The following is a 13,271-nucleotide window of genomic DNA, read 5'->3' on the forward strand; positions in this document are numbered from 1 at the left end:
GGCGGCGCGCCGCCGCCCCCTACTCGTGCAGGTCAGCGGTCGCCAGCGTCCCAGCGCGGCGGGCGGTCGTCCCAGCGCGACGCGTCCCAGGGGTCGGTCGGGGTGTCGTCGGTGCGGGTGGGCAGGGCCGGGGGCCAGTCGCCCACCGGCGCCGGCCGGGGCACCGACCAGCCGGAGCTGATCGTGCCGTCGCCCCGGGGGACCGGCTCCGGGTCCGCGCCCGCCGTCCGGGGCCGCCCGTACGTCTCGACCAGCCGGGTGACCACCAGCCCGACGCCGAGGGCCACCCCGCCGACCGCCCACCGGCTCACGATCCAGCCCTCGGCGTCCAGCCAGGCCCGCAGGACCACGACGAGGCTGACGGCGAGCAGCGTGCCGAAGATCGCGCCCCGCCGGCCGTACGCGCTCGTGCCGCCGAGCAGCGCGATGCCGACGGCGAGCGTCGTCCAGCCCAGCCCCTCGGTGGGGACGACGGGCCCGTCGCCGTTGCTGGCGAACAGGATGCCGGCGAGCGCGGCGAACACCGTGGAGAGGACGAAGGCGAACACGACGATGGTGGCCGCCACCCCGCCCCGGCGGCGGGCCGGATCGGCCACCGGGCGGAACCGGCCGATCAGGCGGCGCACCGGGCGGATGGCCCCGAACAGTCCGCCGAGGACGGCCACGGCGGCGAAGCCGGCGAAGAGGTAGAACGCGGTGTCCCGGGGGTCGTACCCGCCCTGCACCAGCACCGGCGCGGGGCGCTGCTGGATGTAGACCACCACGCCGGCCGCGCCGGCCAGGCTCGCCGCCCAGCCGGGCACGTGCAGCAGCACCACGGCGAGCCCCACGGCCAGCCCGCCGACGGCGGCCACCGCCACGGCGTGGCCCAGCGCGACCTCGACCCCGCGGTCGCCCTGCTCGGCGACGTGCAGGGCGGCGGCGACCGCCACCGGGCCGACCGCCAGGTTCACGGCCGAGGTCCGCAGGGTCAGCCCGGCCGCCAGCACGAGCAGCCCCAGCGCCACCACGTCGACCAGCAGGGACCGCAGCCCGTCGTCACGCAGCGCGGCCGGCTCGGCCTGCCACAGCAGCCAGGTCAGTACGGCGAGGGCCGCGGCCAGCAGCAGTTCCCAGACGACGTGCACGGCGACCCGGTCGCGGCCCGGCTCGCCGTGGGCCGGGTCGTCGAAGACGTTCTCCAGCACCGACGCGGGCACGCCCGACGAGGGCTCCACGGGGTTGTGCCGGCCCGGATCCTCGTGCCCCATGACGCGTGCCCTCCCCAGGTCACGGCCGCAGGGTCCGACCCGGGCGGACCGGGGCGGCCGTTGCTCTCCGGTCGCCAGGCACGGTACCTGCGCGCCGCTCCGGGCGTAACCCCCCGTGTTCAGCGCTGACCCGGGCCGCCCTCCCGCCGGTCGGCGTCACGCTCGTCCTCGGGCCGCTCCGGCACCCGGCAGGACCGCTCCAGCCACAGCGCGGCGGCCACCAGGGCGAGTGCCGCGAGCAGGCCGGCACCGGCGGCCGGGCGGTCCTCTGCGGCGGCCCGGGTGGGCTCGACGAAGAGCCACCCGGTCAGCCCGGCGCACCAGCCGGCGAAGATCGCCCCGGCCAGGGCGGACGCCTTCGCCAGCACCACGAACCGGGCCACCAGCAGCGGATTGACCGGGTCGCGCCCCGGCCGGCGCTCGATCCGGCTGCGGGTGTTGACCGCCGCGTACGCCTCCAGCACCGCCAACGCGGCCAGCGTGACCACCGGCAGCCAGGGCAGCCGCGGGAAGCCGCCGTAGAGGGTGCTGATCAGCAGCCAGGCCACCGCCGCGGCGGCCAGGCCGGCGACGACCAGGGTGGAGATCCGGGTGGGGCCCATCCTGGAGCGGTCGGGATCCGACCCGCCCGGCGGTCGGGACTGCGCCTGGGTCATGCCGGCCGGCTCCACTGGCTCATGCCGACGACTCTAACGCCAGATCCGGTCGGGGGCTCAGTTCCAGGGCGTCGCCGGCCACCGGTTCGGCGTTGAGCAGGTCGGTCAGCCAGCCGTGCCCGGGCAGCCGCCCGTACGGCTGGATGTCGATCCACGGCCGGAGCACGAACGCCCGCAGGTGGGCCCGGGGGTGCGGGAGGGTCAGCTCCGGGTCGTCGCTGACCACCGGCTCGCCGGCGTCGTCCCAGACGGCGACGACGTCGACGTCGAGGGTGCGGGGGCCGAAGCGGCGCGCCGGGTCGCGCTCGCGGCCGGCCCGCCGCTCGGCTGCCCGGGCCCGCGCCAGCCAGTCCCGGGGGGCCGCCGCCAAGTCCTCGACCAGCACCACCGCGTTGAGGTACGCGGGCTGGTCCGCGTCGCCCCACGGCGGGGTCTCGTAGACGCCCGAGACCAGCAGCACCGCCTCGCCGAGGCAGTCGACCGCCGAGCGCAGGTGGGCCGCCCGGTCGCCGAGGTTGCTGCCGAGGGAGAGCAGGGCGCGGGTCACGCCGCACCCCCGTCCGGTGCGGCCGGTGGGGGGTCGGTCCGCGTCCTGGTCATGGTGACGGCGACGTCGGTGAAGGCGTGCGGCACGGGCGCCTCCGGCTTGTGCACGGTGACCGTCGCGCGCGTCACCCGGTCATCGGCCAGGCAGATCGCGAGCAGCCGGTCGGCGAGCGTCTCGATCAGGTTCACCGGCTCGCCGGTCAGCACCGCGACCAGCCGGTCGGCCAGCTCCCCGTAGTGCACCGTGTCGGTCACCTCGTCGGAACGGGCGGCGGGCGCGAGGTCGAGTTCGAGGACGGCGTCGACGACGAACTCCTGCCCCCGCTCCCGCTCGAAGTCGTAGACGCCGTGCCGGCCGTGCGCCCGCAGGCCCGTCAGCGTGATCCGGTCGGTCACCGTTCCCCCTCCGTCGGACTTCCGACTCCTGCCGTCGCCCTCGGGCCCCTGCCGGCCGCCCGCCCACCCTCGCGGGCGGGCGCGAGGCGCGGACTGCCGCTGGCCCGCCAGACCGCCAGGGCGTCGACGGTGCCGAGCACGTCGTGCACGCGTACCCCCCAGGCCCCGGCCGCGACCGCGAGCAGGCTGGTCGCGGCGGTGGCGGTCTCCCGGCCGGCGGTCGGCCGGGGGGTGCCGTCGGCGGCGGCGAGCAGCCGGCCCAGGTACGACTTGCGGCTCGCCCCGAACAGCAGCGGGAGCCCGAGCTCCAGCAGCTCGGGCAGGCGGGCGGTGAGCTGCCAGTTGTGCTCGGCGGTCTTGGCGAAGCCGAGCCCGGGGTCGATGACGATGCGGTCGGCGGTCACCCCGGCGGCCAGGGCCGCGTCGACCCGCTCGGCCAGCTCGGCCCGCACGTCGGTCACCACGTCGGTGTAGTGGGCCAGCGCGCTCATGCCGCGCGAGTGCCCGCGCCAGTGCATGAGCACCCAGGGGCAGCCGGCGTCGCGGACCACCCGGGCCATGTCCGGGTCGGCCAGCCCGCCGGACACGTCGTTGACCACCGCCGCCCCGGCCGCGAGGGCGGCCTCGGCCACCCGGGCCCGGCTGGTGTCGATGCTGACCGCGACGCCGGTGGCGGCGAGCTCCCGGACCACCGGCAGCACCCGGGCTGCCTCGGTGGCGGCGTCCACCCGGTCGGCCCCCGGACGGGTGGACTCGCCGCCGACGTCGACCAGGTGCGCGCCCTCCTCCTTAAGTCGCACCCCGTGTGCGACGGCGGCGTCGAGATCGGCGTATCGGCCGCCGTCCGAGAAGGAGTCGGGCGTGACGTTGAGGACGCCCATCACCACCGGGGTCCGAGTCCGTACCAGATCGGTCACGACTGCACGGTACCGGTCGTGGCGGTGGGCTCCGGCAGCCCGGTGCGCCCCGCCGGCGACACCCCTGACATGGCAATTAGAACGAGTGTACGATCGGTCGTCCGGGTCGTTCCGGGCCGACTCTTCGCGGCTTGTCGCAAAGGGGGGCGGCCCGTACCCTTTGGAATTGCCCAGCAGCGAGACGGCGAAGCCTGGAGGGAGGGCCGAAGCGGGAAAAATCCCCCCAAAGCTCACTACTCCGCGTGGTGGGTGACGAACGCAGGGTCGCCGACACTGCGCAGAGTGAGCACCATCCCGCCAAGCTCGCCTACCGCACCGCCGCGGCTTTGCCGGCCGCAACATGGGGAGGTTCCAGTGATCGCCATCGAGCTCATGGAGGCGACGTCGTCCGGCGTCACCCACGCGCTCCACACCCTGGCGTCGACTCCACTCGCCGAGCCGGCACCCAAGGGCATCGACACCAACAGCGTCGTCACGTTCTTCGCCAGCAAGATCGCGCCGATCCTGCTGGCCGTGCTCGGCGTCATCTTCATCGGCCGGGCCAGCCGCGGCGAGATCTCCAAGGTCCTGACCAGCTCCGCCATCGCGATCGTCGGGCTGGCCTTCATCGCCGGAGCGGCCACACTCTTCTTCGTCGGTGATTACCTGATCGACCTGATCTTCGAATAGGCCCGGGCAGATGCGGCTGCGCACCGACGACGACATCTACCGGGCCCGCCTGGTCTACCTCGGGCCGCCCGGCTACACCCTGCCCGTCCACCTGCCGTACGCCCAGTACGGCGTGTTCATGCTGCTCGTACCCCTCTACATGTTCATCCACTGGCTGTTCACGTTGCAGGTCGAGCTCTTTCCCGCCTGGGAGATCGCGCTCGCCATCGTGAGCACCTCGTTCATCTTCCGGTACGTCGACCCCGACCGGCCCGCGCGCATGGTGATCCGCACCGCGCTGACCGACTGGCGGCGCACCCGGGAGTCGGCCGCCGAGCAGCGCGATCCGCGCCTGGTGGCGAGCCGGATCAGGATCCGGGAGGAACTGGCATGACCGGGCGTACGCCGATCGGGCCGAAGCAGCACGCGGATGAGGCGGTGGCATGAGTCGCTCTTCCACGCCGGGTTCCCCGGCAGGACGTCACGCGGCCACGCACGGTAACCGTGCGCGCTCGTTCGACTACCCTCCGGACGAGGATCTGGACGAGGTCGCCCTCGACCCCGCCCTGGCCACCACCCCCGGCCACGGCCGCGTCGGCGTCTTCCAGGCACCCCGACCCACGCCCGGGCGCCCCGTGCCGGCCGGCCCCGAGCCGAGCCCGCCGATGGTCGCCGACAGCGCCGACATCGACTCGCCGTTCCTCGACCTCTTCGGCGGCGCCCACCCGGTGCCCCGGCCCGCGCTGCCCGCGCCGCCCCGACCCACGGCCCGCGAGCACCCCCCGATCCCGCACCAGCCGCCGGCCGTCGCGGCCCCGCCCGCACGGGCCGAGATCCCGCCGGCCCCCGCCGAACGGCCCCCCGCCGCCCCCACGCCGCACGGCCGGCCCCGGGTCCCCCAGCAGCACGTCGAGCGGCTGCCGGCGGCGCGACCGGCGCCCGCGCCCGACCTGCCGCCACCCCCGGTCGTGGTCGCGCCGCCCACCGACCCCGACGACGAGACGTACGGCTGGCAGGACGCCGAGCCGCCCGCACGCCGGGAACCCGAGCGGTCCCCGCAGCGGGACGCCGAGCCGTCGGCACGGCGGGAGGACGCGCACGCCCCGCAGCGCGGTGCCACGCCGTCCCCGCAGCGCGGTTCCGTCTCGTCCCCGCAGCGCAACGCCGAGGCAGCGCCCCGGGGCTGGGAGCCGGACCGACCGGCACGCCCGGCGGCGGAGCCAGCGCAGCCCTCGGCCGGCCGCGAGGTGACGGCACCCCGGCAGCGGACGGCCGAACGGCGGGAGCGGGCCGGCAAACCCGCCAAGCCGGCCAAGCCCGCGAAGCCCGCCCGCCCCGCGCGGCAGGTGAAGCCGCCGAAGATCAAGTTCGGGGACCGTGACCCGTCGGTCGAGCTGGCCATCACCGAGATCGCCGGCCACCTGACCTTCACCCCCAACACCGTCACGGCGTGGTACTGGCTGCCCGAGGTGCGCTGGGCGTTCCGGCCCGACGCCGAGCGGGAGGCCCTGCTCGCCGCGATCTCGGAGCAGTACGCCGGCCTCGCCGGCTTCCGGCTGCACCTGCGCCGCACCACCCGCCCGTTCCCGGCCGACGAGTGGGCCCGCACCATCGACGCGCACACCGCGTCCCCGCTGCCGGACGTGCCGGGCACCACCGGCTGGGGCGACCACCTGGTGGCCGCCCAGCGACACCTGCTGTCCGTCAACCACGCCGAGGGGCAGACGTACCTCGGGGTGACCTTCGCCCGACGCTCCCTCGGCGACTCGCTCACCGAACGGCTCCTGCGCACCTTCGGCCGCGGCGTCGCCGAGGGCGAACGCCGCAAGCTCGGCCGCACCGTCGAGCAGTTCGACGAGGTGCTGGGGGCGTTCGGCATGCGCGGCCGGCGGGTCACGGCCCAGGAGCTGGAGTGGCTGCTCTACCGCTCGGTGGCGCTCTGCATGGCCCCGCCCGGCGCCCTCTCCCCCGTCACCAACGGCCGGTGGGAACGCGGCGACCTGCTCGCCCTCACCGAGCAGGTGGAGCGGTACCGCACCCCGTACGGGTCGACGGTCAAGCTGGTCAACCGGATGACCGGCGAGGAGCGGCACGTGGCCGTGCTCGCCGTCGGCCGGATGGAGCCGCTGGAGATCCCCGAGCGGCACGAGCCCTGGCTGCACTTCCACGAGCGGCTGCCCTGGCCGATGGAGATCTCCACCCGGGTCGACATCCTCGGCTCCGGTGACTCCTTCCGCAACCTCGAACACCGGCTGCGGATGATCCGCTCCCAGCAGCTCGACTACGCCGAGCACGGCATCGACGCCCCGCCCGAGCTGGAGCGGCTGGCCAAGCGGGCGCTGGTCATCGGCGACGAGATGACCACCGGCCTGCCGGTCGACTCCGCCCGGGCCCACGGCTGGCACCGCATCGCCGTCGGCGGCCGCACCCGGGAGGAGTGCCTGGAGCGGGCCCGCCGGCTGATCCAGCTCTACTCCCGGGAACTGCGCGTGTCGTTGCAGCACCCGAAGAACCAGGACTGGCTGGCCCGCGAGTTCATCCCCGGCGAGCCGATCGCCAACACCGGCTACGTCCGGCGGATGCCGGTCAACCTGCTCGCCGCCGCGCTCCCACAGGCCGCGTCCACCGTCGGCGACCGGCGGGGCGACCTGATCGGGCGTACCGCCGGCACCTGCCGCCGGCCGGTCTTCCTCGACCTGCACTTCCCGATGGAGGTGCGGGAACGCTCCGGGCTCGCGGTCTTCGTCGCCGAGCCCGGCGGCGGCAAGTCGACCCTGCTCGGCGCGCTGGGCTACCTGGCCGCCCGGCGCGGGGTGCAGGTGACCCTGCTCGACCCGTCCGGCCCGCTGGCCCGGCTGTGCAGCATGCCGGAGCTGCGACCATACTCGCGGGTGCTCAACCTCACCGGGTCCGAGCAGGGGACGCTGGCGCCGTACGCGCTCATCCCGACGCCGCTGCGCAGCGAGTTCAGCGCCGGTGCGGCCGGCGACCGGGAGTTCGAGATCGCGGTCTCCAACGCCCGCGCCGAGCGGCGCATGCTGGTGCAGGACATCTGCATGATGCTGGTGCCGCCGCAGGTGGCCCGGGAGGCGTCCACCGCCACCCTGTTCCGGCACGCGGTCCGGCAGGTGCCGGCCGAGGAGACGTCCACCCTGGACGACGTGGTCGCCTGCCTCGGTCAACTCGACGACGACGCCGGCAAGGAACTGGCGAACCTGCTGCTCGACACCGCCGAGATGCCGCTGGCCATGCTCTTCTTCGGCCGCCCGCCGGAGGGGCTGCTCGGCGCCGACGCGGCACTGACCGTGATCACCATGGCCGGGCTGCGACTGCCCGACCTCAAGATCGAACGCGAGTACTGGTCGGCCGAGGAGGCGCTCGCGCTGCCCATGCTGCACACCGCTCACCGGCTCGCGGTGCGGCGCTGCTACGGCGGGTCGATGTCCTCCAGGAAGCTGGTCGGCCTGGACGAGGCGCACTTCATGGAGGGCTGGCGCTCCGGCCGGTCGTTCCTCGTGCGCCTCGCCCGCGACTCCCGCAAATGGAACCTCGCCGCGCTGGTGGCCTCGCAGAACCCGCGCGACATCCTCGGCCTCGACGTGCAGAACCTCGTCTCCACCGTGTTCGTCGGCCGCATCGCCGAGGACACCGAGATCGCCTCCGAGGCGCTGCGGCTGCTCCGCGTCCCCGTCAACGACGGGTACGAGGCGACACTGGCCTCCCTCTCCACAGCGGACGCCACCTCCGCCACCCGGCTCGGCTTCCGCGAGTTCGTCATGCGCGACGTCGACGGGCGGGTGCAGAAGGTCCGGGTGGACGTGTCGTACGTCGACGGGCTGCTGGACCACCTGGACACCACCCCCGCCGCGGTCGCCGCGGCAGCGGGCCAACTGCCGACCATCGCGGACCTGGAGGCGTGACATGGCGAGGGGCCGGGCCCGAATAGCGGCGTTCCTGCTCGCGCTCGGCGTACTCGCCGGCGCCACGGTCTCCTGGCCGGTCGTGGGCGGCGACGCGGCGTACGCCGCCCTGCCGACCGCGCAGGCCAAGGCTGACCTGTGCAGCACCCAGGAATGGCAGGCGGACTTCCGCACCTGCGTCGGCAAGCTGGGCGCGGTCAGCAAGGACCAGGTGGAGTGCCGCAACGCCCCGGTCCCCTCCGCACCCGACTCGGGGCTCGCCGGCTGGTTCGCCGCCCGCCCCGACTCCGCCAAGCTGCCCGGCCCCAAGGGGCTCTACAGCGACTACGGATACGCCGGATACAGCTTCCCGACCTACGACCTGCCCGGCGGTTGCGCCTCCGCGGTGATCCATCCGGACTACAAGTTCACCACCACGGTGGCGAACGGCGAGTTCATGATCGCCACCGCGATCATCGGCGGCTCGAACGCGCTGCGGGAGCGGGCCTGGGATCCCCGGTCGATGTGGGCCTGGGCCGACCCCCTGGTGGAGCAGGCCACCAAGGCCGTCTACCAGAAGGTGTTCAGCGTCTTCGGCATCATCACGCTCTGCGTGGTGGGGCTCTACCTGCTCTGGCGGTCTCGCCAGTCCGACATGAGCAACGCCATGACCACCGCCGGCTGGGCCCTGCTGGTGATGGTGGCGGTGACCGCCCTCGCCGCGTGGCCCGTGAAGTCCGCGAACATCGCCGACGGCACGCTCGTCACCACCCTCGGCGTGGTCCACGACGCCGTCGGGCCAGCGACGCGGGACACCCCGCCTGAACAGTGCGATGATCCCGATCCCGCCGCGTGTAAGGACAATCGGCCTCCTGCCGTGCGGGCCAGTGACACCGCGACCGAGTCCATGCTCTACCGCAACTGGCTGCGCGGGGTGCTCGGATCGGCAGACAGCGAGACCGCCAAGAAGTATGGACCGGCGCTCTACGACGCCAAGTCGCTGTCCTGGGAGGAGACGGAGAAGATCCGGGCCAATCCGGCGACCCGGGACACGACCATCTCCGCCAAGCAGCAGCAGTGGGCCCGGGTCGCGGAGCAGATCAAGAACGAGGATCGGGAGGCGTACGAGTACCTCCAGGGCCTTCGGGACATGGACCGGGTCGGCTCGGGCTTCATCGCCGTGCTCGCCGCGCTGCTCTTCGCGATGTTCGACCTCACCGCGTCGCTGCTGGTGCTGTTGGGCTTCCTCATCTTCCGGTGGGCGGTGATCGCGGCGCCGATCCTCGGCACGATTGGGCTGATGCGCCCGGCGAGCGCCGGGCTGCGCCGGCTGGCCAACGCCGTCGTCGCCGCCGTGTTCAACATCGCCATCTTCGGCACCGGGGCCGCCATCTACCTCTTCGCCGTGGATCTGATCATGAGCACGGCGACCCTGGCGGGCTGGCTCCAGGTGGTGCTCGTCTGGCTCTGCGGGGTGGTCGGCTGGCTGCTGCTGCGGCCGTACCGGCGGATCACCCAGCTCGGCGGCAAGGACAGCAGCGAGGCCGTCAGCTCTGCGGGATCGTGGCACCGCCGGTTCTTCCGGGACATGCGCACCGCTGCGAGGCTCGACGTGGCCGAGCCTGGTGGCACGAACGAGCCGGCCCTGGCCCGGAAGCGCGGCGCGACGGTCGAGCGGACGACTCTGCGGCCCGAGGCCCGGCACGAGGACCCGAGCCACGCCGCCGTCGGCAACGCGAACGCCGCGGAGCGGCAGCGGCCCGACGGACGCGAACGTCCCGACGAGGCCACCGTGCCGGAACAACGCAGCCCCGCGCGGCCCGCCGCGCCCCGACCACGACGCCGTCAGCCTTCGACCTGGACCGAGCCGGACGTTCCGGCGGAGAACCCGTCCTTCGTCATCTACCGGCCTGGCACCGCCGAGCCGGCCACGCCCCGGCCTTCCGCACCGCGGATCCGCACCGAAGCGCGGTGAGGGCCATGCGACGCGTGGTGGAGTTCCTCTTCACTCGGGTGTTGCGGTCCCGCCTGGGCATCGCGCTGGCCATCGGGGTTCTGGTCTTCGGCGTGATCGGTGCCGCCCGGCTGGCGTCCGGTCCGGGGGACCCGGCGGCAGGGCTGAGCAGTCGGCCCCGGCAGCCGATCACCACCGTCGACCCGACCTCCGGTGACGACGGCGTACTCGGCGGCACCGCGCCCCCGACGCCGGTGACCCGCCCCGGCGCACCGACCCCCGAGCAGATCGCGGACCGGTTCGTCGCCGCGTGGCTCGGTGGCCGCGGGAACAGCGCGGACGAGTGGCACGAGGCCCTGCGCCCGCTCTCCACCCCGGAGCTCACCGAGAAGCTTTCGGGCGCCGATCCGGCGGGTGTTCCGGCGGAACGAACGGCCGGCGAAGCGAGCCTCCGCCCGCGGACGGAACGCTTCGTCGAGGTGTTGGTTCCGCTCGACACCGGGCGGCTGCGCCTGGAACTGATTGCCCCCGAGGGGCAGTGGCTGGTCGACGCTGTGGACTGGGAGCGGACATGAGCGAGCAAACGGGAGACAGCAACAACCCGCGGCGCAAGCTGCGGCTCGGCGCGCTGGCCGTAGCACTGACCGCCACGCTCGCGCTGCTCTGTTGCACCGGAGGGACCGCGGCGTTCTTCCTCACCGAACTGAGCGGCGGCAGCGACGATCTTTCCCCAGAGGCCCAGTCCGCCTGCGGCTCGTCCCACCAGGTCAAGGTCTCCGGCAAGATGCCTCGCTTCGCACAGTACGGGGAGAGCCAGATCCGCAACGCCGCGGTCATCATCAAGGTCGGCTCGGACATGAAGGTCCCGCCTCGCGGGTGGGTGATCGCCGTCGCGACCGCCATGCAGGAGTCCGGCCTACGTAACCTCCCCCACCTGGGCAGCCGCAACGACCACGACTCGGTGGGCCTGTTCCAGCAGCGTCCCAGCCAGGGCTGGGGGTCTCCCGAGCAGTTGCAGGATCCGTCCTACTCGTCACGCAAGTTCTACGAGAAGCTGGTGAAGGTCCCGGGATGGGAGCAGCTCTCGCTGACCAGGGCCGCCCAGCGGGTGCAGGTGAGCGCCTTCCCCGACGCCTACGCAAAGCACGAGGAACTGGCCAGCAAGATCGTCGACGCGCTCGCCGGCGGGGCGGCCCGCACGGTGCAGGTGGCTCAGCGCAGCATCTGCAATGCCGCCTCCCGCGGCCAGATCGCCGCCTCGGGTTGGACGGCGCCGATTCCGGGGGGCGTCGGCTCCGGATTCCGGACGGCCAGTCGCCCCCGGCACAACGGGGTGGACATCGCTGCGCCGAAGCGCACCCTGATCCGCGTGGCGGCAACGGGCCGGGTGCTGGTCGCCCGCTGCGACCCTGCCAACAACGGCCAACTGAGCTGCGATGTGGACGGCTATCCGGGCAAGGGTGGGTGTGGCTGGTTCGTCGACGTACTGCACGCCGGCGGCTACGTGACCCGGTACTGCCACATGATCGTCAAGCCTCGGGTTGTCCCCGGCCAACTGGTCAAGGCCGGTGAGGTGATCGGTGAGGTCGGGAGCAGCGGAAACTCGTCCGGCCCGCACCTGCACTTCGAGGTACACCTCGACGGGGACCGGTCCAGTCGTGGTGCCGTCAACCCGGTGCCCTTCATGCGGGACCGGGGCGCGCCGCTGAACGGCAAGGCGTAGGACTCCGGTACGCATGACCGGGCCACTTCCCGACCCCTTCGCCGACCAGCCTGACTGGGCACCCCAGCCACCCAGGCCGGTCGAGATCGTGCCCGCGACCGGACGGGTCGAACTGCGGGGACGGCGGGTGCTGGTCGGGCTGCCCGGTCTCGGCTGGCGCGGCGACCTGCGCGCCGACGAACGCGTGGTGCAAAACAGCCGGACGTACGTGCCGGTCATTCCCGAGCAGGAGTGGTACCGCGCGGAGTCCGAGCAGGTCGAGGTCTTTGCCCCGCTGGTGCCGGTCGAGCGGGTGTGGGTCGAGACCCTGGGAAACCGGCCGAGCGTCCCGCCGGTCGGGGTCTCCAGCGTCAACCTGGTCTCCCTGGACGCGCCGACCCATCGGGCACCGGCTCCCGTCTTCGAGGCCGGCGCTGTCACGGGACGCCGGGTCGTGCACGTAGCCGATTCCGGTGAGCAGCGGGACCTCCGCGCGGTGACCGAGACCTACTCGGGGGCCGAGGGGGACATCTGCGTTCGGGTCACGCCGGAACTGGAGTGGTATCGCTGGGCCTGGCGAGGCCAGCCGCCCACCACCCTGGAGGTTCCGGTCCATCTCCTCTGGATCGAATGAGTCCTAACCGGCCTTGCGCGCATCACAAACACGCCAGCCATCCGCTTCGTCGCTGACCTGGAAAGTCCAAGCTTCCCGACGGCTACTACGAGGTTGGCCGTTGGCTGAGCTTGAGATCGTCAACGTCGTCTCGACCGATTCACCATCAGCCGTCCTCGTGCGGGTCAACGCTCCCCAACTAATCCGAACATCGACATCGAAGCGAGCTTCGCGTTGTTCGATCTCACTGCGGAGCCCTCTAACCATCTCAAGGGTGCTTTGCGAGCAGGTGAACTGGTCGGCCTTGATGTCGTTGCGGTCGACAAGGAACGCACGCAGATAGTTGTCGACCACCACGTCCGGGGCGCTGCGATCCGGTCTGGTCGCGCGGTCGTACAGCACGAAGGCGGTGATACCGCCGCCGACGAGCAGCAACCCGAGCACCCCGGCCACCACCGTGATGATGGTCCGCACCCGCCCCGGCCGACGTGCCGGCGTCGGTGTCCCCGACGGGGGCACCAACTGCTCCGGCGGGGTCCGCTGCGCCGGTACGCGGGAGACCTGGGAACCGGCGGGGGGCTGCACTGATTCCACCCCTTGAGGCTATCGGCTGGACGCCTCGTACCCAATGCCCAGGATGCAGCGGATCGTGACAGGACGACCCCCAGCGGTGAGAATCCGACCGGTCAT

The 13,271-nt window shown here is 73.2% G+C and carries 13 protein-coding genes; 7 read left to right on the plus strand and 6 right to left on the minus strand.

Translation table 11 applies throughout. The features are described from left to right. Positions 1-32: 32 nt before the first annotated feature. From LPU61_RS11150 to folP, 5 genes are all read right to left on the minus strand, one after another. A complete protein-coding gene (locus tag LPU61_RS11150; RefSeq protein WP_229404848.1) occupies positions 33-1,250 on the minus strand; it encodes an ABC transporter permease in 1,218 nt (405 codons plus the stop codon). Positions 1,251-1,369: 119 nt separating this feature from the next. Beyond that, entirely contained in the window at positions 1,370-1,906 is a 537-nt protein-coding gene (locus tag LPU61_RS11155; RefSeq protein WP_043966390.1) for a DUF3180 domain-containing protein, read from the minus strand. A 19-nt stretch (positions 1,907-1,925) separates the two neighbouring features. Beyond that, positions 1,926-2,453 carry a 2-amino-4-hydroxy-6-hydroxymethyldihydropteridine diphosphokinase gene (gene folK, locus LPU61_RS11160; RefSeq protein WP_229404849.1) on the minus strand — a complete coding sequence of 176 codons (528 nt, stop codon included), beginning with the start codon at positions 2,451-2,453 and terminating at the stop codon, positions 1,926-1,928. Next, positions 2,450-2,848 (minus strand): dihydroneopterin aldolase, encoded by a 399-nt coding sequence (gene folB, locus LPU61_RS11165; protein WP_043965006.1) that lies wholly within the window; start codon positions 2,846-2,848, stop codon positions 2,450-2,452. The genes folK and folB overlap by 4 nt, the downstream gene beginning before the upstream one ends. Then, positions 2,845-3,765 (minus strand): dihydropteroate synthase, encoded by a 921-nt coding sequence (folP, locus tag LPU61_RS11170; RefSeq protein ID WP_043965004.1) that lies wholly within the window; start codon positions 3,763-3,765, stop codon positions 2,845-2,847. Before folP ends, folB begins: the two co-directional genes overlap by 4 nt. A 354-nt stretch (positions 3,766-4,119) precedes the next feature. On the opposite strand from folP, the gene LPU61_RS11175 reads away from it, so the two are divergent. Genes LPU61_RS11175 through LPU61_RS11205 form a run of 7 tightly spaced genes read left to right on the plus strand, consistent with a single transcriptional unit; the run spans position 4,120 to position 12,602 of the window. Beyond that, the gene (locus tag LPU61_RS11175) at positions 4,120-4,434 is read left to right on the plus strand and encodes a hypothetical protein (RefSeq protein WP_043965002.1); all 315 of its coding nucleotides are present in this window, start codon (positions 4,120-4,122) and stop codon (positions 4,432-4,434) included. A gap of 10 nt (positions 4,435-4,444) precedes the next feature. Next, a complete protein-coding gene (locus LPU61_RS11180; RefSeq protein WP_043965000.1) occupies positions 4,445-4,807 on the plus strand; it encodes a hypothetical protein in 363 nt (120 codons plus the stop codon). A 49-nt stretch (positions 4,808-4,856) separates the two neighbouring features. Continuing rightward, positions 4,857-8,333: an ATP-binding protein gene (locus tag LPU61_RS11185; RefSeq protein WP_229404850.1), complete on the plus strand. Its 3,477-nt coding sequence runs from the start codon at positions 4,857-4,859 to the stop codon at positions 8,331-8,333. 1 nt (position 8,334) lies between these two features. Beyond that, positions 8,335-10,287 carry a DMT family transporter gene (locus LPU61_RS11190; protein ID WP_229404851.1) on the plus strand — a complete coding sequence of 651 codons (1,953 nt, stop codon included), beginning with the start codon at positions 8,335-8,337 and terminating at the stop codon, positions 10,285-10,287. After that, the gene (locus tag LPU61_RS11195; RefSeq protein WP_229404852.1) at positions 10,284-10,841 is read left to right on the plus strand and encodes a hypothetical protein; all 558 of its coding nucleotides are present in this window, start codon (positions 10,284-10,286) and stop codon (positions 10,839-10,841) included. Before LPU61_RS11190 ends, LPU61_RS11195 begins: the two co-directional genes overlap by 4 nt. After that, entirely contained in the window at positions 10,838-11,989 is a 1,152-nt protein-coding gene (locus tag LPU61_RS11200; RefSeq protein ID WP_229404853.1) for a M23 family metallopeptidase, read from the plus strand. Before LPU61_RS11195 ends, LPU61_RS11200 begins: the two co-directional genes overlap by 4 nt. A 13-nt stretch (positions 11,990-12,002) precedes the next feature. Continuing rightward, positions 12,003-12,602, plus strand: a complete 600-nt coding sequence (locus LPU61_RS11205) for a hypothetical protein (protein WP_229404854.1) — start codon at positions 12,003-12,005, stop codon at positions 12,600-12,602. A gap of 3 nt (positions 12,603-12,605) precedes the next feature. Here the strand turns inward: LPU61_RS11205 and LPU61_RS11210 are convergent, their stop codons facing one another. After that, positions 12,606-13,166, minus strand: coding sequence for a hypothetical protein (locus LPU61_RS11210; protein ID WP_091278050.1), 561 nt, complete (start codon positions 13,164-13,166; stop codon positions 12,606-12,608). Between the last annotated feature and the right edge of the window lie 105 nt (positions 13,167-13,271).

Source organism: Micromonospora sp. NBRC 110038 (genome assembly GCF_020884815.1).
In the GTDB taxonomy this organism is placed as follows: Bacteria; Actinomycetota; Actinomycetes; order Mycobacteriales; family Micromonosporaceae; genus Micromonospora; species Micromonospora haikouensis.

Excerpts from the sequence above, each read along its gene's own strand:
- LPU61_RS11150 (WP_229404848.1), bottom strand. The coding sequence starts at position 1,250 with ATGGGGCACGAGGATCCGGGCCGGCACAACCCCGTGGAGCCCTCGTCG.
- LPU61_RS11155 (WP_043966390.1), bottom strand. The coding sequence starts at position 1,906 with ATGACCCAGGCGCAGTCCCGACCGCCGGGCGGGTCGGATCCCGACCGC.
- LPU61_RS11180 (WP_043965000.1), top strand. The coding sequence starts at position 4,445 with ATGCGGCTGCGCACCGACGACGACATCTACCGGGCCCGCCTGGTCTAC.
- LPU61_RS11185 (WP_229404850.1), top strand. The coding sequence starts at position 4,857 with ATGAGTCGCTCTTCCACGCCGGGTTCCCCGGCAGGACGTCACGCGGCC.
- LPU61_RS11190 (WP_229404851.1), top strand. The coding sequence starts at position 8,335 with ATGGCGAGGGGCCGGGCCCGAATAGCGGCGTTCCTGCTCGCGCTCGGC.
- LPU61_RS11200 (WP_229404853.1), top strand. The coding sequence starts at position 10,838 with ATGAGCGAGCAAACGGGAGACAGCAACAACCCGCGGCGCAAGCTGCGG.
- LPU61_RS11205 (WP_229404854.1), top strand. The coding sequence starts at position 12,003 with ATGACCGGGCCACTTCCCGACCCCTTCGCCGACCAGCCTGACTGGGCA.